This window comes from Pseudocitrobacter faecalis (assembly GCF_965231525.1).
Lineage (GTDB): Bacteria > Pseudomonadota > Gammaproteobacteria > Enterobacterales > Enterobacteriaceae > Pseudocitrobacter > Pseudocitrobacter faecalis.
Genome location: NZ_CBDDNJ010000002.1, coordinates 3,725,432 through 3,743,434 on the forward strand (window position 1 = coordinate 3,725,432; position 18,003 = coordinate 3,743,434).

Consider the following 18,003-nt stretch of genomic DNA (forward strand, 5'->3'; position numbering starts at 1 on the left):
GCGGGTTATTTGTGCGGAACCTAAGACTGAATTACAGCAGGTCGCCGATCATTTTTTCCAGTTTTTCCTGGTCGATTGCAAACTTACGGATACCTTCCGCCAGTTTATCAACGGCCATCGGATCCTGGTTGTGCTGCCACAGGAACTCAGACTCGGTGATACGCGCCGGACGCGCTTTCACTTCGCCGGTGTAGGCCAGTTTACGCTCGATAGCGCCTTCGCTTTCAGACAGCTCTTTCAGCAGTGCCGGAGCGATAGTCAGGCGGTCACAGCCAGCCAGTTCCAGGATTTCGCCGATATTACGGAAGCTTGCGCCCATCACGACCGTTTCATAGCCGTGCTGTTTGTAATATTCGTAGATTTCGCTTACGGAAACCACGCCCGGATCTTCTGCCGGTGCATACTCTTTCTTGTCGGTATTGGATTTATACCAGTCAAGGATGCGTCCCACGAACGGAGAGATCAGGTAAACGCCTGCTTCAGCACACGCGCGCGCCTGTGCGAAGGAGAACAGCAGCGTCAGGTTACAGTTGATACCGTCTTTTTCCAGCTGCTCAGCGGCACGAATGCCCTGCCAGGTGGACGCCAGTTTGATCAGGATACGGTCATTGCTGATACCCGCATCGTTGTACAGTTTGATCAGGCGTTTCGCTTTAGCGATAGACGCGTCGGTGTCATAAGAAAGACGCGCATCCACTTCGGTGGAGATACGGCCAGGGACCAGTTTCAGAATTTCCAGGCCAATGTTTACGGCCAGCTTATCGGTGGCATCGACAACCTGCTGCGCACGATCGCTACTCTGGCTACGCGCCCAGGCAATCGCTTCGTCGATCAGTTTACGATACTCAGGGATCTGAGCGGCGCCCAGAATCAGAGAAGGGTTAGTCGTCGCATCCTGAGGCTGATACAGCTTCATCGCCGCGATGTCTCCGGTGTCAGCCACTACGGTTGTGTACTGACGTAGAGATGTCAATTTGTCCGTCATGATAGTGTTTCTCTTTAAACAGCTGTTAGGGGGATGTAACCGGTCTTCTTCGATGATATCACGCCCCACTTTGAGCGCAACTGCCGGAGCCCCAAGAGGGCAGAGTATGATAAACTGATTCATTCAACATTCAGGGCTGGCAACGGTTTGCCCTTTAATTGGTAACGCTTACACGGGCTGAATCGAATCGTGCTTTTCGCGGTTATTTTGCACATCGAGCCCCTGTTTCGGCATAAACAAGAGGACGTTTAATGCCTGATTTCCTATCTTTTATCGGCGAAATCCTTTGGGGTTCCGTGATGATTTACCTGCTCCTCGGATGCGGAGTCTGGTTTACCTGGCGTACCGGTTACGTCCAGTTTCGCTATATACGCAAATTTTGGCGCAGCCTGCTTGGGAGTCTGACGCCCCAGGCAGGCGGGCTCACCTCTTTCCAGGTACTGTGCGTCAGCCTTGCCGCACGAGTGGGTAGCGGAAATCTTGCCGGTGTTGCGATTGCCATCACCGTTGGCGGCCCGGGCGCGGTATTCTGGATGTGGGTATCGGCCTTCGTCGGGATGGCGAGCAGCTTTGCGGAGTCGTCGCTGGCACAGCTTTATAAAGAGAAAGATACCAACGGCCATTTTCGCGGTGGCCCCGCATGGTATATGGCGCGCGGTCTGGGAATGCGCTGGATGGGCGTCGTGTTTTCCGTTTTCCTGCTGCTCGCCTATGGCCTGATTTTCAACACGGTACAGGCAAACTCGATGGCGCGCGCACTGGAGTTTGCCTTTGATACGCCGAAACTGCTCAGTGGCATCGTTGGTGGGCTGGTCATATTAGTGTTAATTACCCGCAGTTTGCAGCAACTCGCACGCGTCATGCAATGGCTCGCCCCGGTCATGGCGCTCCTCTGGGTTTGTGCCAGTCTGCTTATTAGTCTTTGGCATATCGTTGAAATCCCGGCCATTATTGAAATGATCATTCGCAGCGCGTTTGGCTGGCAGGAAGCGGGAGCCGGGGCGGTCGGTTACACTGTGAGTCAGGCGTTAACCAACGGTTTTCAACGTGGCATGTTTTCCAATGAAGCCGGAATGGGCTCCACCCCTAATATTGCTGCCGCGGCAGCCTCCTGGCCTCCTCATCCGGCTGCACAAGGTATTGTGCAAATGATTGGCGTATTCATCGATACCATTATTATCTGCACCGCCAGCGCAATGGTGGTTCTGCTGTCAGGGCATGATACTGAGATTGTCACACATAGCGGAATTCATCTGATTCAGCAGTCGATGAACGTGCTGGTAGGAAGCTGGGGCGCTGGCTTTGTCGCGTTCATTATGACGCTGTTCGCATTAACCTCTATCACCGCCAACTACCTGTATGCAAAAAATAATTTAGCCTTTTTGAACCTGCATAATCGTGTAAGTATCTGGATTCTGCGTATGATTACCCTGGCAATGGTATTGGTGGGCAGTTTGCTCAGCCTGCCGGTGGTATGGCAACTCGCGGATATCATTATGGCGCTAATGGCAATCACTAACCTGACCGCCCTGTTACTGCTCTCACCGGTGGTACGCATCATCGCCCGCGACTACCTGCGCCAGCGTAAACTTGGCGTTCGCCCGGTGTTTAATGCCCGCTATTATCCCGATATCGAACAGCAACTGGCCCCTGGCGCGTGGGATGAACCGCCGCGTGAATAGCGCGGCAATCACAGCAATCGATCCGCTCACCCGCTTTTTTTGTTAAAGTTGAGTGAAATTTTTAGTAAGGACTGGATATGCTGATTCTGATCTCCCCCGCGAAGACGCTCGATTATCAAAGCGAGCTGGCGACCACACGCTACACCCAGCCCGAGCTGCTGGATCACTCTCAACAGCTGATTCGCGAAGCGCGGAAACTTTCCGCGCCGCAAATCAAAAAGTTGATGGGCATTAGTGACAAGCTGGCGGATCTCAACGCGACCCGCTTCCACGACTGGCAGCCTGATTTCACCCCGGACAACGCCCGTCAGGCGATTCTGGCCTTTAAGGGCGACGTCTACACAGGCTTGCAGGCGGAAACGTTTAGCGAGGCGGATTTTGACTTTGCCCAGCAGCATCTGCGCATGCTTTCGGGCCTGTACGGCGTTTTGCGCCCGCTGGACTTAATGCAGCCTTACCGCCTTGAAATGGGTATCCGTCTGGAAAACGCACGCGGCAAAGATCTCTACCAGTTCTGGGGCGACATCATCACGGAGAAACTGAACGCGGCGCTGGCAGCACAAGGCGATGACATCGTCGTGAACCTGGCATCCGATGAGTATTTCAAATCCGTTAAACCGAAGGCGCTGAAGGGCCGCATCATCAAGCCGGTCTTCCTCGATGAGAAAAACGGCAAGTTCAAAGTCATTAGCTTCTATGCCAAGAAAGCGCGCGGGTTGATGAGTCGCTTTATTATTGAGAATCGCCTGACGAAGCCAGAACAGCTGTCGACGTTTAATAGCGAAGGGTATTTCTTTGACGAGACGTCATCCGCTCCGGATGAGCTGGTGTTCAAACGTCACGAGCAGGCATAAACAAAACGGCGCGGTAAATACCGCGCCGTAACAATGTTAACGATGCCCGTTCCCCTGACCAGGGCGATAATCATTTTTACCACCGTGATTACCGGGGCCGCCATGTTTATCGTAATGTTTGTTCTTATCACGATTATCATGATGCGGCTTTGGTGGCTTATGCGCATGCCAGCGATTATCGCGCCACTCATAGTGGTTATTCCAGTAATCGCGGTCGCGCCAGTGGGCGCCATCCCAGTAATTACCGTTATTATCACGGTCGCCAATCTGGAGCTTCACGGAAGGCACCAGGGTGATTTCTGCTGCATGAACCATCGCCGGAGCCGCCAGCATCATAGAGAGTGCAATGATCACAGGTTTCAACTTCGACATAGGTAATTCCTCATTCATCATTCCCCTTCTGGGCCATGCGATAAGAATAACCTTATAGGACGACGGTTGTTATTCTCCGCAATCCTATTCTGCGATCGCCCGCATCTATTGGTAATTTCTGCGTTTTTCCTGCTTTTTCCTTCCACATTCTCTCCATAATTGCCCGCTTCACGGGCAATCAGGAGAGGACACCTGCAGATTACGCCTTGCTCATCATCAACTGGCGCAGCGCGGCGAAATCCGCCGGCAGATTGTGGGAGAGCAGCGGCAGGTCGGCGCGGTCTGCCAGCGCTTTCGGCAGCGGCAGCGTTTCCTGCAGAATCTCTTCCACACTCTCTTTAAACTTCGCCGGATGCGCCGTGCCGAGGAACAGACCATATTCGCCTGGGTTGAGCTGATCGCGCAGCGCGCGGTAAGCCACCGCCGCGTGAGGTTCAGACAGATACCCCAGCTCGCGCAGTTCGCGCATGGTGGCTTGGGTGGTTTCATCATCCACTGCGGCGTAACCCAGCTCGTTCAGACGCCAGATTTTACGGCGGAACAACTCTTCCACACGCGGCCAGTTGTTCGGCTGGCTGACGTCCATGGCGTTAGACAGCGTCGCCTGCGTCGCTTTCGGCGCCCACTCGCCCTGTTGCAGGAAGCGCGGTACGGTGTCATTGACGTTAGTGGCGGCGATAAAGCGTTTCACCGGCAGGCCAAGGGATTTCGCCAGCAGGCCTGCGGTCAGGTCACCGAAGTTACCGCTTGGCACCGAGACCACCAGTTGGTTACGGGCTTCCTGCGGCAGTTGCGCCACGGCTTCAAAGTAGTAGCAAATCTGCGCCAGCAGGCGGCTGATGTTGATCGAGTTAGCCGAGTTAAGCCCCAGCGCCGCTTTCAGCTCTTCGTCATCAAATGCCTGTTTCACCAGCGCCTGGCAGGCATCAAAATCGCCGTCGATTGCGACTGTTTCAATGTTGCCACCCAGGGTACAGAACAGTTTTTCCTGCAACGGGCTGATTTTGCCACGCGGGTAAAGGATAACCACGCGTACGTTCGGCAGGCCATAAAACGCGTGGGCCACCGCCGCGCCGGTATCACCAGACGTCGCCGTCAGGATGGTGACCGGTTTGTCGCCGCTGATATGGGTCAGCATCTGCGCCATAAAGCGACCGCCAAAGTCTTTGAATGCCAGGGTCGGGCCATGGAAGAGCTCCAGACAACCGACGTCTTCCTGCACCTGGCTTACGGGTGCCGGGAAAGCAAAAGCGGCGCGAACGCGCTCTTCCAGCAGCTCCTGAGGGATTTCATCGCCGATGAACGCGGAGAGGATTTTCGCGCTTCGCGGCACGAAGTCCATTTCCAGCATCTCATCCACCTCGGTGAGGTTGAACTCCGGCAGGTCGTGCGGAAAAAACAGCCCCTGATTCTTGCCCAGGCCCTGGGTGATGGCCTGCGCGAAGCTGACCTGCTCGTTGTGATCTTTTAAGTTATAGAGTTTCATCGGTTATCCCACTACTCGTGCGCCCGCCGTGTCCAGCCGGCAAATATGAACGAAGCCTTCCTGATTTTGCAGATAATGTTTGCCCAGCCAGTCGGCCACGCGCTGCGCCGTGTCCGGCTTATCACACAGGGCGAACAAGGTCGGCCCGGAACCGGAAATACCGCAAGCGAGTGCACCAATTTCCGCCACCGCCTGACGTGCCTGGCTAAAGCCAGGCAGCAGCTTAGTGCGATACGGTTCGGCAATCACATCTTTCATCAATTTCGCCGCCAGCAAAGGCTGACGGGAATAACAGGCATGAATAAAGCCGGCCAGATGGCGGCCATGCGCAATACAGTCCTGACGGCGATACTGGGCTGGCAGAATCGCCCGCGCTTCCGCCGTCGACACTTTGATGCCGGGATACGCCAGCACCCACAACCATTCATCAAACCCCGGAACCTGCTGGCTGATGATGCCGTTCTCTTCAATCATCAACTGCATGCCGCCCAGATAGCACGGCGCAACGTTGTCGTAGTGCACGCTGCCGGAAATGCGCCCTTCCATCTCGCCCATCAGGGCCAGCATGCGGCTTTCCTCCAGCGGCTTGCCGCAAAATTCATTCAGCGCCACCAGCGCTGCCACTACGGAACAGGCGCTGGAACCCAGCCCGGAGCCAATCGGCATGTTTTTTTCAAGCGTCATCGCCACCGGAACGGTTTTCCCGATTTCCTGGCAGTAACGTTCCCAGCACTGATAAACAATATTCTCTTTTGGCTCAGTCGGTAATTTATCGGCAAAGCGTCCAACATTACGCAGGCTGAAGCTTTCCGCCGCGTCTACCGACACGTTATCACCCAACAGGCTTCCGTCGACGGGCGTCACCGCCGCGCCTAATACATCGAACCCGACGCTCATGTTGGCACTGGAAGCCGGGGCATATACTTTGACCATCTTAAACTCCTAACTTCCATGACAGGGTACGTAACAGGTCAGCGAACACCCCGGCGGCCGTGACGTCGTTCCCCGCACCGTAGCCGCGTAGCACCAGCGGCAGCGGTTGATAATAGTGGCTGTAAAACGCCAGCGCGTTCTCGCCGTTTTTGACTTTATAGAGCGGATCGTTGCCATCAACAGCGTCAATCTTCACGCGACACACGCCGTCTTCATCGATGTTACCGACGTAGCGCAGCACTTTGCCTTCATCACGCGCTTTCGCCACACGGGCGGAAAACACGTCGTCGAGCTGCGGCAGGCGGGCCATAAAGCTTTCGGTGTCACCTGAAGCATCAAAGCTTTCTGGCAGCACCGACTCCACCACCATATCACTCAATTCAAGGCTACGTCCGGTTTCGCGGGCTAAAATAAGTAGCTTACGTGCCACGTCCATCCCTGAGAGGTCATCACGCGGGTCCGGTTCGGTATAACCCATTTCGCGCGCCACTTTCGTCGCTTCAGAGAAACTCATGCCTTCGTCCAGCTTGCCGAAGATAAACGACAGGGAGCCGGAAAGAATGCCTGAGAAGCGTTGCAGCTCATCACCCGCATTAAGCAGGTTTTGCAGGTTTTCAATCACCGGCAGGCCCGCGCCGACGTTAGTGTCATAGAGGAATTTGCGGCGCGATTTCTCTGCCGCGTGACGCAACTGGTGATAGTAATCCATCGACGAGGTGTTCGCCTTTTTGTTCGGCGTGACCACGTGGAAGCCTTCGCGCAGGAAGTCAGCATACTGATCGGCAACAGCCTGGCTGGAGGTACAGTCAACAATCACCGGGTTAAGCAAGTGGTACTCTTTCACCAGGCGAATCAGGCGGCCAAGGTTAAACGGCTCTTTTGCTTCCGCCAGTTCCGCTTGCCAGTTTTCAAGATTCAGGCCGTGCACACTGGTGAGCAGCGCTTTTGAATTCGCCACGCCGCACACACGCAGGTCGATATGTTTGTTTTTCAGCCACGCCTGCTGGCGCTTGATTTGTTCCAGCAGCGCCCCGCCGACGCCGCCGACGCCCACCACAAACACTTCAATCACCTGATCGGTGTTGAACAGCATCTGGTGCGTAACGCGAACGCCGGTTGTCGCGTCATCGTTGCTGACCACCACAGAAATAGAGCGCTCAGACGAGCCCTGAGCAATCGCCACAATGTTGATATTGGCACGCGCCAGCGCGGCAAAGAACTTCGCCGAGATCCCACGCAGGGTGCGCATTCCATCACCAACCACGGAGATAATCGCCAGCCGTTCCATGATCGCCAGCGGCTCCAGTAGCCCTTCTTTCAGCTCCAGGTAGAATTCATCTTCCATCGCTTTCTTCGCCCGCGCACAGTCGCTTTGTGGCACACAGAAACTGATGCTGTATTCGGAGGAGGATTGGGTAATAAGAACCACGGAGATGCCCGCACGCGACATGGTCGCGAACACGCGCGCCGCCATGCCCACCATGCCCTTCATACCCGGGCCGGAGACGCTGAACATCGCCATGTTATTAAGGTTAGAGATCCCTTTCACCGGCAAATCATCTTCGCTACTGCTGCCACCAATGAGTGTACCTGGCGCTTGTGGGTTTCCGGTGTTTTTAATCAGGCAAGGGATCTGGAATTGAGCGATGGGGGCAATGGTACGGGGGTGAAGGACTTTCGCGCCGAAGTAGGAGAGCTCCATGGCCTCCTGATACGACATACTCTTCAGCAGGCGAGCGTCGGGTACCTGTCTCGGGTCGCAGGTATACACGCCATCGACATCAGTCCAGATCTCACAACAGTCGGCACGCAGACAGGCAGCGAGTACGGCAGCCGAATAATCGGAGCCATTACGCCCCAGTACAACCAGTTCCCCCTTCTCATTACCTGCGGTGAACCCGGCCATCAGGATCATGTGGTCAGATGGGATTTGACTTGCCGCAATGCGACGAGTGGATTCGGCGATATCCACGGTAGATTCAAGGTAATGGCCGGTCGCCAGCAGCTTTTCGACCGGATCGATAACCGTCACGTTGTGGCCGCGAGCACGCAGCAGCCCCGCCATGATGGCGATAGAGAGTTTCTCGCCCCGGCAAATGAGCCCGGCGTTAACGCCATCCGGGCACTGACCCAGCAGGCTGATACCATGCAGAATATGTTTGATTTGGGCAAATTCGCTGTCGACCGTTTGTTTCAGTTCAGCCAGCGGGAATCCTGGCTGGGCCGCAGCAAGCCCCTGAAGAAGTTCGGAAAAAATGCGTTCGGCATCGTCGATATTGGAGAGGGCATCCACCCCGCCGATGGTTTTCTCAATCATCGCCACCAGGTGGTTAGTGATTTTCGCCGGGGCAGAGAGCACGGTCGCAACCTGCCCCTGTCTGGCATTACTCTCCAGGATATCGGCAACACGCAGAAAACGCTCTGCATTTGCCACTGATGTACCGCCGAACTTCAAGACTCGCATGGTTGTTACCTCGTTACCTTTGGTCGAAAAAAAAGCCCGCACTGTTTAGGTGCGGGCTTTTTTCTGTGTTTCCTGTACGCGTCAGCCCGCACCGTTACCTGTGGTAATAGTGGTGGTTGTCATGGTGATAATCATGCTGATGCGAATCATGGATGTTGTGTGCTCTGTTATTTTTACGCTGTCTGTGCGCTGTATCTATATTGGTTAAAGTATCTGACCGCTTAAGTCAACGAATTTTTAAGTTCGTCACGTTTCGCAACCACTTCACATCCCGCCATTGAGGCGGGAATTTCTAACTTTATAGCCCAACACTTCCGCAACAATATAGACCGTCACGCTAAAAAACAAAAAACTAACAGGATTTTACTCTGTGAGTTTTTTTTCAATATCGTGCAGCAAACGATGCAACATTGCCGTATCGCGCTGTTCAAGTAAGCCGATCCGCTGTTGCAGCCAGTCAGCCAGTTTTACATCATCGGCGACCTCAAGTTGAGACAGCAGCGCGGTGATTCTCGCACGTAATGCCTGCAGCTGGTTTTCACCTCCGGGGGCGACCGGTTGCGGCGCATGCTGCAACAGAGAAGAGAGCTGATAACAGTACACCATCACCGCCTGGCCGAGGTTCAGCGATGGGTAATCGGCTACCATCGGCACGCCAGTCAACACGTCAGCCAGCGCCAGTTCATCGTTGGTCAGCCCGGAATCTTCGCGGCCAAACACCAGCGCGGCGTGTCCCATCCACTGCGCTTTTTCCGCAAGCATCGGCAAAAGTTCCTGCGGCGTGGCGTAGTAATGGAACTTTGCCCGGCTACGCGCGGTCGTAGCGACAGTAAAATCAACATTATGCAGCGCATCGGCAAGAGTGGAGTAGCAGGTGATGTTATCAATGATATCGCCAGATCCATGTGCGACCCAGCGGGTTGCGGGCTCAAGGTGGGCCTCGCTATCCACGATGCGCAGGTCGCTAAACCCCATGGTTTTCATGGCTCTTGCGGCGGCGCCGATATTTTCAGCTCTTGCTGGTGAAACCAGCACTATCGATAAGCGCATTTAAAGTTCTCTTTCTGACGGGTGATGCGGCAAAAATGTGATGTAGTTCAACATATTGCGCAGCGCGAATTTACATAATTGCAACAAAAATCACTGAAATGATGTTTCATAACATATAAAAGATACTAAACTATTCATGATGGAAACTATGTGTTTTAATGTTAACAGAGCTTATATATCCTCATGTTTATAAATACTATTTTCGTGCCTTTTAGATCATCATCATTGGATTCAACGCCTTTATCAGTTAATCTACGCAACTAATTGAGTTGTGGAAAAAATGTGATAAGCGTTAGCATTTAGCAGCGATGATTTCACCAAACTGTTAACGTGCTACAATTGAACTTGATATATGTCAACGAAGCGTAGGTTTATTGGCTGTCTGGCCCCTCTTAGCCTGTTATGTTGCTGTTAAAATGGTTAGGATGACAACCGTTTTTGACACTGTCGGGTCCAGAGGGAAAGTACCCACGACCAAGCTAATGATGTTGTTGACGTTGATGGAAAGTGCATCAAGAACGCAATTACGTACTTTAGTCATGTTACGCCGGTGATGTTAATTTACGACATGCATCAGGCAGGTCAGGGACTTTTGTACTTCCTGTTTCGATTTAGTTGGCAATTTAGGTAGCAAACATGCAGACCCCGCACATTCTTATCGTTGAAGACGAGTTGGTAACACGCAACACGTTAAAAAGTATTTTCGAAGCAGAAGGCTACGATGTTTTCGAAGCGACCGATGGCGCGGAAATGCATCAGATCCTCTCTGAAAATGATATCAACCTGGTGATCATGGATATCAACCTGCCAGGGAAAAACGGCCTTCTGCTGGCACGCGAACTGCGCGAGCAAGCAAACGTAGCGCTGATGTTCCTGACCGGGCGCGACAATGAAGTCGACAAAATCCTCGGCCTGGAAATCGGTGCTGACGATTACATCACTAAACCGTTCAACCCGCGTGAACTGACCATCCGTGCACGTAACCTGCTTTCTCGTACCATGAACCTGGGTACCGTTAGCGAGGAACGTCGCAGCGTGGAAAGCTACAAGTTCAACGGTTGGGAACTGGACATCAACAGCCGTTCTCTGGTGAGCCCTAACGGTGAGCAGTATAAGCTGCCGCGTAGCGAATTCCGCGCGATGCTGCACTTCTGCGAAAACCCTGGCAAAATTCAGTCTCGTGCTGAACTGCTGAAGAAAATGACCGGTCGCGAGCTGAAGCCGCATGACCGCACCGTTGACGTGACCATTCGTCGTATTCGTAAGCATTTCGAATCTACGCCGGACACGCCGGAAATCATTGCCACCATTCATGGTGAAGGTTACCGCTTCTGCGGCGAACTGCAGGAATAATTAAAAACGGCGCGTTAAGCGCCGTTTTCGTTTTTGTGGGTTATCCAGAAGCAGCCCGGTGATGTTTCGCTTACCGGGCCTGCAAAGGCTTATTTCCAGATTCGCAGCTCATCACTCTCCCGCAGCCCTGCCGCTTTTGGCGACCCCAGCGCGTACCAGTCCAGATTGCGCGTCAGGAACATCACGCCGCACAATGCCATCAGCAGTACGCCCGTTCCCAGCAGCAACGAACTTTCCTCTGAACGCAACAGCGCACACATCACACCATCAAGAACCAGCAACGCCAGCGTAAATAACAGGCTGCTACGCCAGCTTTTCAGCACTGCCTGCAAATAGACACCATTCATTAACGCCCCGACCAGGCTCGCGGCTACCCATGCCGTGGTAAAGCCGATGTGCTCCGACAACGCCAGCAGCAAAAAGTAGAACATCACCAGCGACAGTCCTACCAGCAGATACTGTATTGGATGCATGCGCCGCCCGGTAAGCATTTCAAAGACGAAGAAGGCCGTAAAGGTCAGGGCAATCAGCAAAAGCGCATATTTGGTGGCACGATCGGTCAGTTGATAGTGATCGGCGGGCGTTGCGACGGCAACGTTAAACGAAGGCAGATCCGGTGAGGCAAATTTGTCGGCATCGGCGAACTGCTCCCCCAGATTATTGGCAAACCAGCTGCTTTGCCAACGCGCCTGAAAACCGGTGGGGCTGACTTCCCGTTTCACGGGCAGGAAATCGCCGATAAAGTTCGGATGCGGCCAGTTGCTATTAAGCACCAGTTCGCTGTTCCGCCCAAGAGGAACGACAGAAAAATTGCCCGTGCCACTCAGAACCAACGAGAAGTCGAGGTTAAATTTCTTCGGTGTGAACGGGAAATCCGGCAACTGAACATGCAGCCCCTGCGGCTCCCCGGAAATTCCGGTGCCGGGCTCAACCTGCAGCGGCGTTCCTTCCAGGCCTGGCGCATTCACCACGCCAATGCCACGCGTATCGCCCACAGCCATCACCATAAACGGTTTCCCTAATGTAATATTGGCGTGATTGAGACTCTCCAGCCGCGAAGTATCAAACTCGGCCTTAATGTTGACGTCCGTTTTCCACACCTGCCCTTCATATATACCCACTTTACGCGGTTCGACGTTCTGATTGCCCTCAACCATTAACGACTCCGGCAGCCAGAAATGAATAAACGTGCGCTTTTGTGAGACTTCGTGGTTATTTTCCAGCGTGGTATACATTTCCGTCACCGGAATCGCGATCAGCGGCCCGACCAACTTCTGCGGGCCGCTGGTGCTCCGGCTAATCGCTTCTTCCACTTCGCCACGGTAATCGGCACGCTCAACAATCAATCCCCTGATAACCATCAGCGGAATGAACAGCACCAGCATTGTGCCTATCAGGGTAACGGTTTTTACAACCAGCGGTGATTTTGATTTCGACATAACCTTCTCCTTTGCAATGGCAGCAGAGTAAACGGGCTATGTGCGGTGAATTTGAAGTTATGTGAAGTGCCGGTGAAGTGTGAGCGTAGCTTCCACACCGCCCTGCTCGCGGTTATGTAATCGGGCGTCGCCGTGATGCAGGCGCGCGACTTCGCTGACAAATGCCAGCCCCAGGCCGCTGCTTTTGTGGCCACTGGCGCGCGGCAGCGAATAAAAACGCTCGAAGATGCGCGACAGAGCAAACTCGGGAATACCACAGCCTGTGTCGATCACCTTCAGCATCACGCTGTCGCCCTGCGTCTCGGCGCAAAGAGTGATACAGCCCTCCTCAGGCGTAAAATCGATCGCGTTATCCAGCAGATTGCCCATCGCCTGCATCAGCAGGGCTTCATCCGCCGCCACGCTCAGGGTAGTAGGTTCGACATGCAGCGCAATTTGTTTCGCCGCCAACGTGACGCTACGTGATTCCTGTAGCTGGTTGAATATTGTTGCCACAGACACCGGGGCGAGCGTAATTTCCTGGCGATTCTCCAGCCGAGCCTGGCGCAACAACGTTTCCACCAGCACCTGCATGCGTGCATTCTGCTGAAGAATATTGTCTGTAAAGCGCGCCACAACCTCCGGCGGCGGCCCTTCGCGTAAGATCTCCGCCGCACCGCGAATCGCCGCCAGCGGGCTTTTAAGCTCGTGCGTGAGGGCATAAACGTACTGCTCGATATAATTTTTGCCTTCCAGCTTCAGGCGCATACTTTCCAGCGCCTGCGCCAGCTTGCGCAGTTCACTGCTGCCCAGTTCCGGTAACGGGACCGGTTGTTCATGCGTGACCGAGTCGGCATAGTGCACCAGCTTACCGATAGAACGGTTGATCCACAGAATCACGCCGCCGCCAATCAGCAACGCAATGCCCAGCAGCGCGCCTGCCGCCCACAGCATGCGACGCTCGCTACGCTTAATCACCGGCGCGATGGCGGCGTTAGGTTTGCCAACGCTGAGTACGCCGATGATCTTACCCTCATCAACAATCGGCGCGGCGACGTACATCACCGTACTTTCAGGATCGCGGGGATCCTGCGCAGTGCTGCGCGCGCCGTATTCCCCACGCAGCGTGAGCCAAACGTCATTCCAGCGAGAGTAGTCCTGCCCGACGGCAATGTTGGCCGAGTCAAAGACCACCCGCCCCTGCGCATCGGTCATGTAGACGTGATACTCATTGCGAACTTTATGGATACCGCTGATATTGGCGCGGAACGGCTGCGTGCTCAGTTGACGAAAAGCCTGCGCCAGTTTGCCCTGCGCCGGGTTACCCGCCAGCATGTCGTCACGCGCCAGCGCCGCCAGCAGCGTGGCGGTGTCAATCAGCGTCCCTTCCGTTGCGCGCCTCACGCCGGGTTTGATCTCCTGCACGAAGATCGACAACACAAACCAGCCCGCCACCGCCACAATCAAAAAGTAGCCCAGCAGTACGCGCATGCCGATGCGCATCAGGCTTTCACCAGACTGTAGCCGAGACCACGATGGGTATTGATAGGCTGCCGTGATGGGTCAATCACGCGCAGTTTAGCGCGCAGGGTTTTGATATGCGTATCGACGGTGCGATCGAAGCTTTCCGCCGCATCGCCCCAGACGATATCCATCAGTTGCTGGCGCGAATACACGCGCCCCGGCGACAGAATCAGCGTTTTCAGCAGCAGAAACTCATAGCGCGTAAGCATTAACGGCTGGCCGCACCAGCTCACCTGCGCGGCGGGTTCATCGAGCAGGAAATCTCCGACACGAACCTGCGCAGGCGGTGCAGAAAACTTTTGCAGACGACGCAGGATCGTGCGCACGCGGGCGCAGACTTCACGCGGCGAAAACGGCTTGGCCACGTAGTCATCCGCGCCGATTTCCAGCCCCAGCAGTTTGTCCACTTCATCGCTGCGCGCGGTGAGAAACAGCACCGGCAACGCCGCGTGGCGTGCCAGCAGCTGGCGGCACAATTCAAAACCGCTGATATCCGGCAAGCCAACATCGAGAATAGCCAGATCAGGCAAGGAGTGCCGCGCCTCTTCCAGCGCAGGCAGGCCGCGCTCAAACGCCCTGACGGTAAATCCCTCCTGCTGGAGCATGTAGATAAGCGTATCCGCGATGCTTATCTCATCTTCCACCAGCCATATCAGCGGTTGTTGCATACACGTTCCTTGTTATTTGCCCCACGGCATAATCGGCACCGCGCTAATGGCATTTTTCGGCGAACCATCGACCACTTTATCGGAATAAGTGAGATACACCAGCGCATTACGCTTGCTGTCGTAGAAACGGACAACCTGCAGCTTTTTAAAGACTAAAGAAGTCCGTTTCTGGAATACCACTTCACCCTGCGATTTCCCGTTTTTGATCTTATCGGAGAGTTCGATCGGGCCCACCTGCTGGCAGGAGATCGCAGCATCAGAGGTATCTTCCGCCAGCCCCAATCCCCCCTTAATGCCCCCGGTTTTTGCCCGACTGATGTAGCAGGTGACGTTGGTGATATCGGGATCGTCAAAGGCTTCAACCACGATTTTGTGGTCCGGGCCAAACATTTTGAAAACGGTATCGACCGAGCCAATTTGTTCCGCATGTGCGCTAAAACCGCAGACACTCAGTACCAGGCCCGCCACTAACTTCTTGTATTTCATATTGTTACCATTCCTGACGATTCGATTGAGTGATTATTCAACATTTCAGATATAACGTATTGAAAGATCACACCTTTACAAATAATACGCCGCAACCCAATGTAAAAGCGCATGAATGCACAAAAAAAACACTGAATGCTAAAACATCAAAAAATGCTATTATCCGCTACCTTAGTATCAGGCACCTATAATTTTAAGGACGAGGACATTATATGGATCAGGCTGGGATTATTCGCGATCTCCTTGTATGGCTTGAAGGTCATCTGGATCAACCCCTGTCGCTTGATAATGTTGCGGCAAAAGCGGGCTATTCCAAGTGGCATTTGCAGCGGATGTTCAAAGATGTCACCGGTCATGCCATTGGCGCTTACATCCGTGCGCGGCGTCTGTCGAAATCTGCTGTCGCGCTACGCCTGACCGCTCGCCCTATTTTAGACATTGCGCTGCAGTATCGCTTCGATTCGCAGCAAACCTTTACCCGCGCGTTTAAAAAACAGTTTGCCCTGACGCCCGCACTTTATCGCCGCTCGCCGGACTGGAGCTCTTTCGGCATGCGTCCACCGCTGCGCCTGGGGGAATTCACCATGCCGCCGTATGAGTTTGTGACGCTGCCAGCCACTCCGCTGGTTGGGGTGACGCAAAGCTATACCTGCAAACTGGAAGAGATTTCCGAGTTCCGTCAGCAAATGCGCGTGCAGTTCTGGCAGGAGTTTCTGGGCAATTCGCCGTCGATCCCGCCAACGCTTTACGGCCTGCATGAGCCGCGTCCGAGCCTGGAAAAAGACGATGAGCAGGAGGTGTTTTACACCACGGCGGTTACGCCAGATATGGCTAACGGCCACCTGAACAATTCGCATCCGGTGACGCTGGAAGGCGGCGAGTATGTGATGTTCACGTATGAAGGTTTGGGGACCGGGCTACAGGAATTTATCCTTACGCTTTATGGCACCTGCATGCCCATGCTCAACCTGACGCGTCGTAAGGGGCTGGATATTGAGCGCTTCTTCCCGCAGGATGAAGCGCGGGACCAGGAGCCGCCAATTCAGTTGCGCTGCGAATACCTGATCCCAATTCGTCGTTAACGCTGCAGTTCGTCTAACGCAGGGGCGTCCAGATGTGAGACGTCGCCTGCGGTTTCCACCACCCATCCCGACGCCAGCCAGGCGCTCTGCTGATGGTCAATACGCGAAATCGAGCAGTTACGCAGGCGCAAACGGCGCTCCGCATACGCGGGCAGGCCGAGAATGGTGCTCACCAGACAACCCAGTGCGATACCGTGGCTGACCAGCAGCGGGCGGCTTCCCGGCGGCAGTTCCAGACAGCTTTGCAGCGCGCTGTGCATACGCTCGCTCAGCTCCTGCATCGACTCTCCTTCCGGGATACGGCCATTCGGCGTACCGTTGACCAGTTGACGACGCCACGCCTCTTCTTCCGCCGTTAACGTGTCGATATGGCGCTGTTCCAGCACGCCCATATTCAGCTCACGCAGACGCGGGTCAGCGATCACTTCGCATCCGCAGGCATCGGCGATGATCTCCGCAGTACGACGGGTACGCCCCAGATCGCTGGTGATGATATGGGTGATCCCCAGAGAGCGAACGCGATCGCCCACTTGCTTTGCCTGATCCTCACCTTTCTGGGTAAGTGGACTATCAGACTGGCCCTGAATACGCCGTTCGGCGTTCCACTGCGTTTCGCCATGGCGAACAAGGTATACCTGTAACATGTCTTTCTTCCGTATACTGCGGTGATGTTAAATCTTATGAGTTGTTCTGATTATGCACAATGTTGTCACAGCTACCACCAATCCTGCCAAAATTCAGGCAATTCTTGCTGCATTTGAGCTGATCTACGGTGAAGGATCCTGCCATATTGACGCTATCTCCGTCGACACTGGCGTGCCTGAACAGCCGATTGGCAGTGAAGAAACGCGTGCTGGCGCACGAAATCGCGTCGAGAATGCGCGCGCCCTGCGTCCGAATGCCGATTTTTGGGTGGCGATTGAAGCGGGTATTGATGAAGGCAGTACCTTCAGTTGGGTGGTCATTGAAAATGCAGAGCTTCGCGGTGAAGCGCGTTCCGCCACCTTACCCCTGCCGGAAGTGATTCTGGAAAAAGTACGTGAAGGGGAAGAACTCGGCCCGGTGATGTCGCACTACACCGGGATCGATAAAATTGGCCGCAAAGAAGGCGCTATCGGCGTGTTCACCAAAGGTACCCTGACGCGCAGCAGCGTTTATCATCAGGCGGTGGTGTTAGCGTTAAGCCCGTTCCATAACGCGATTTACGGGCAACGCACGTAAGTTTGCCCGAGGGTACGGATCAAGTAGGCCTGATAAGCGCAGCGCCATCAGGCGTTGTTCACCGTTTTCGGCAACGTCTGCTCCAGCCATTGACGCAGTTCGGCCGGAGCGGATTTCAGGCTGTTCGAACCGCGAGTGATGGTGGCGATGCCCGCGCCTAACTCCGACTTCAGCTCACGCTGGCTCATCTCACCGCGCAGCAGTTCTTCAATAATACGCACGCGCGTGCCCAGCGCTTCGCGCTCGTCCGGCGTCATGATCAGGTCGAGTAAAGGCAGTGCGTGCTCATCGGTATAGGCCAGACGAAGCAGTTCAACAAAGCGAAGCCACTCCTGATGCCGCTGTTCCGCGACGGAGGCTGAATAAGGTGATTGTTGGGTCATAGTATGCCGCCATGTTATGGCGGATGGCACAGGGCCATCCGC

18 protein-coding genes and 1 other annotated feature are annotated in these 18,003 nt (G+C 54.5%); of the genes, 5 read left to right on the forward strand and 13 right to left on the reverse strand.

All coding sequences use genetic code 11. The annotated features are described in order from the left end of the window. Positions 1-31: 31 nt before the first annotated feature. Positions 32-985, reverse strand: a complete 954-nt coding sequence (gene tal / locus ACOXYR_RS18130; protein WP_108475477.1) for a transaldolase — start codon at positions 983-985, stop codon at positions 32-34. Positions 986-1,236: 251 nt separating this feature from the next. On the opposite strand from tal, the gene ACOXYR_RS18135 reads away from it, so the two are divergent. Together ACOXYR_RS18135 and yaaA are read left to right on the forward strand one after the other, a co-directional pair. Then, positions 1,237-2,667 (forward strand): alanine/glycine:cation symporter family protein, encoded by a 1,431-nt coding sequence (locus tag ACOXYR_RS18135; RefSeq protein ID WP_421356356.1) that lies wholly within the window; start codon positions 1,237-1,239, stop codon positions 2,665-2,667. A gap of 77 nt (positions 2,668-2,744) precedes the next feature. Further along, the gene (yaaA, locus tag ACOXYR_RS18140; RefSeq protein ID WP_108475475.1) at positions 2,745-3,521 is read left to right on the forward strand and encodes a peroxide stress protein YaaA; all 777 of its coding nucleotides are present in this window, start codon (positions 2,745-2,747) and stop codon (positions 3,519-3,521) included. Positions 3,522-3,557: 36 nt separating this feature from the next. On the opposite strand, the gene ACOXYR_RS18145 is transcribed toward yaaA, so the two are convergent. The 6 genes from ACOXYR_RS18145 to yjjY all read right to left on the reverse strand — a co-directional run bounded on the left by ACOXYR_RS18145 (position 3,558) and on the right by yjjY (position 10,367). Continuing rightward, entirely contained in the window at positions 3,558-3,893 is a 336-nt protein-coding gene (locus tag ACOXYR_RS18145; RefSeq protein ID WP_421356355.1) for a DUF2502 domain-containing protein, read from the reverse strand. Between the two features lie 199 nt (positions 3,894-4,092). Then, positions 4,093-5,379 (reverse strand): threonine synthase, encoded by a 1,287-nt coding sequence (thrC, locus tag ACOXYR_RS18150; RefSeq protein WP_421356354.1) that lies wholly within the window; start codon positions 5,377-5,379, stop codon positions 4,093-4,095. Between the two features lie 3 nt (positions 5,380-5,382). After that, positions 5,383-6,312 carry a homoserine kinase gene (gene thrB, locus ACOXYR_RS18155; RefSeq protein WP_189623702.1) on the reverse strand — a complete coding sequence of 310 codons (930 nt, stop codon included), beginning with the start codon at positions 6,310-6,312 and terminating at the stop codon, positions 5,383-5,385. A gap of 1 nt (position 6,313) precedes the next feature. Continuing rightward, on the reverse strand, positions 6,314-8,776 hold the full coding sequence (thrA, locus tag ACOXYR_RS18160; protein ID WP_108475472.1) for a bifunctional aspartate kinase/homoserine dehydrogenase I: 2,463 nt from the start codon (positions 8,774-8,776) through the stop codon (positions 6,314-6,316). Positions 8,777-8,801: 25 nt separating this feature from the next. After that, positions 8,802-8,919: a sequence feature (Thr leader region), on the reverse strand. Between the two features lie 220 nt (positions 8,920-9,139). Then, positions 9,140-9,826: a tRNA/rRNA methyltransferase gene (locus ACOXYR_RS18170; RefSeq protein WP_189623703.1), complete on the reverse strand. Its 687-nt coding sequence runs from the start codon at positions 9,824-9,826 to the stop codon at positions 9,140-9,142. A 400-nt stretch (positions 9,827-10,226) separates the two neighbouring features. Continuing rightward, positions 10,227-10,367: a YjjY family protein gene (gene yjjY / locus ACOXYR_RS18175; RefSeq protein ID WP_001622273.1), complete on the reverse strand. Its 141-nt coding sequence runs from the start codon at positions 10,365-10,367 to the stop codon at positions 10,227-10,229. A gap of 95 nt (positions 10,368-10,462) precedes the next feature. Between yjjY and arcA the strand changes: the two genes are divergently transcribed. Continuing rightward, complete coding sequence (gene arcA / locus ACOXYR_RS18180; protein ID WP_015966004.1) at positions 10,463-11,179, forward strand: two-component system response regulator ArcA; 717 nt, start codon at positions 10,463-10,465, stop codon at positions 11,177-11,179. An 89-nt stretch (positions 11,180-11,268) separates the two neighbouring features. Here the strand turns inward: arcA and creD are convergent, their stop codons facing one another. Genes creD through creA form a run of 4 tightly spaced genes read right to left on the reverse strand, consistent with a single transcriptional unit; the run spans position 11,269 to position 15,275 of the window. Beyond that, positions 11,269-12,618: a cell envelope integrity protein CreD gene (gene creD / locus ACOXYR_RS18185; RefSeq protein WP_421356353.1), complete on the reverse strand. Its 1,350-nt coding sequence runs from the start codon at positions 12,616-12,618 to the stop codon at positions 11,269-11,271. A gap of 57 nt (positions 12,619-12,675) precedes the next feature. Then, entirely contained in the window at positions 12,676-14,100 is a 1,425-nt protein-coding gene (creC, locus tag ACOXYR_RS18190; RefSeq protein ID WP_421356352.1) for a two-component system sensor histidine kinase CreC, read from the reverse strand. Continuing rightward, a complete protein-coding gene (gene creB, locus ACOXYR_RS18195) occupies positions 14,100-14,789 on the reverse strand; it encodes a two-component system response regulator CreB (RefSeq protein WP_113858211.1) in 690 nt (229 codons plus the stop codon). Before creB ends, creC begins: the two co-directional genes overlap by 1 nt. A 12-nt stretch (positions 14,790-14,801) precedes the next feature. Continuing rightward, a complete protein-coding gene (gene creA, locus ACOXYR_RS18200) occupies positions 14,802-15,275 on the reverse strand; it encodes a protein CreA (protein ID WP_015966008.1) in 474 nt (157 codons plus the stop codon). A 212-nt stretch (positions 15,276-15,487) separates the two neighbouring features. On the opposite strand from creA, the gene robA reads away from it, so the two are divergent. Further along, a complete protein-coding gene (robA, locus tag ACOXYR_RS18205; protein WP_108475467.1) occupies positions 15,488-16,357 on the forward strand; it encodes an MDR efflux pump AcrAB transcriptional activator RobA in 870 nt (289 codons plus the stop codon). On the opposite strand, the gene gpmB is transcribed toward robA, so the two are convergent. Continuing rightward, positions 16,354-17,001 (reverse strand): 2,3-diphosphoglycerate-dependent phosphoglycerate mutase GpmB, encoded by a 648-nt coding sequence (gene gpmB / locus ACOXYR_RS18210; protein ID WP_108475466.1) that lies wholly within the window; start codon positions 16,999-17,001, stop codon positions 16,354-16,356. The two genes, robA and gpmB, sit on opposite strands and share 4 nt — an antisense overlap. Positions 17,002-17,053: 52 nt before the next feature. Between gpmB and yjjX the strand changes: the two genes are divergently transcribed. After that, complete coding sequence (gene yjjX / locus ACOXYR_RS18215) at positions 17,054-17,578, forward strand: inosine/xanthosine triphosphatase (RefSeq protein WP_113858209.1); 525 nt, start codon at positions 17,054-17,056, stop codon at positions 17,576-17,578. Between the two features lie 47 nt (positions 17,579-17,625). On the opposite strand, the gene trpR is transcribed toward yjjX, so the two are convergent. Beyond that, positions 17,626-17,961 carry a trp operon repressor gene (trpR, locus tag ACOXYR_RS18220; protein WP_108475464.1) on the reverse strand — a complete coding sequence of 112 codons (336 nt, stop codon included), beginning with the start codon at positions 17,959-17,961 and terminating at the stop codon, positions 17,626-17,628. Between the last annotated feature and the right edge of the window lie 42 nt (positions 17,962-18,003).

Excerpts from the sequence above, each read along its gene's own strand:
- tal (WP_108475477.1), bottom strand. The coding sequence starts at position 985 with ATGACGGACAAATTGACATCTCTACGTCAGTACACAACCGTAGTGGCT.
- ACOXYR_RS18135 (WP_421356356.1), top strand. The coding sequence starts at position 1,237 with ATGCCTGATTTCCTATCTTTTATCGGCGAAATCCTTTGGGGTTCCGTG.
- yaaA (WP_108475475.1), top strand. The coding sequence starts at position 2,745 with ATGCTGATTCTGATCTCCCCCGCGAAGACGCTCGATTATCAAAGCGAG.
- ACOXYR_RS18145 (WP_421356355.1), bottom strand. The coding sequence starts at position 3,893 with ATGTCGAAGTTGAAACCTGTGATCATTGCACTCTCTATGATGCTGGCG.
- thrC (WP_421356354.1), bottom strand. The coding sequence starts at position 5,379 with ATGAAACTCTATAACTTAAAAGATCACAACGAGCAGGTCAGCTTCGCG.
- thrB (WP_189623702.1), bottom strand. The coding sequence starts at position 6,312 with ATGGTCAAAGTATATGCCCCGGCTTCCAGTGCCAACATGAGCGTCGGG.
- thrA (WP_108475472.1), bottom strand. The coding sequence starts at position 8,776 with ATGCGAGTCTTGAAGTTCGGCGGTACATCAGTGGCAAATGCAGAGCGT.
- ACOXYR_RS18170 (WP_189623703.1), bottom strand. The coding sequence starts at position 9,826 with ATGCGCTTATCGATAGTGCTGGTTTCACCAGCAAGAGCTGAAAATATC.
- yjjY (WP_001622273.1), bottom strand. The coding sequence starts at position 10,367 with ATGACTAAAGTACGTAATTGCGTTCTTGATGCACTTTCCATCAACGTC.
- arcA (WP_015966004.1), top strand. The coding sequence starts at position 10,463 with ATGCAGACCCCGCACATTCTTATCGTTGAAGACGAGTTGGTAACACGC.
- creD (WP_421356353.1), bottom strand. The coding sequence starts at position 12,618 with ATGTCGAAATCAAAATCACCGCTGGTTGTAAAAACCGTTACCCTGATA.
- creC (WP_421356352.1), bottom strand. The coding sequence starts at position 14,100 with ATGCGCATCGGCATGCGCGTACTGCTGGGCTACTTTTTGATTGTGGCG.
- creB (WP_113858211.1), bottom strand. The coding sequence starts at position 14,789 with ATGCAACAACCGCTGATATGGCTGGTGGAAGATGAGATAAGCATCGCG.
- creA (WP_015966008.1), bottom strand. The coding sequence starts at position 15,275 with ATGAAATACAAGAAGTTAGTGGCGGGCCTGGTACTGAGTGTCTGCGGT.
- robA (WP_108475467.1), top strand. The coding sequence starts at position 15,488 with ATGGATCAGGCTGGGATTATTCGCGATCTCCTTGTATGGCTTGAAGGT.
- gpmB (WP_108475466.1), bottom strand. The coding sequence starts at position 17,001 with ATGTTACAGGTATACCTTGTTCGCCATGGCGAAACGCAGTGGAACGCC.
- yjjX (WP_113858209.1), top strand. The coding sequence starts at position 17,054 with ATGCACAATGTTGTCACAGCTACCACCAATCCTGCCAAAATTCAGGCA.
- trpR (WP_108475464.1), bottom strand. The coding sequence starts at position 17,961 with ATGACCCAACAATCACCTTATTCAGCCTCCGTCGCGGAACAGCGGCAT.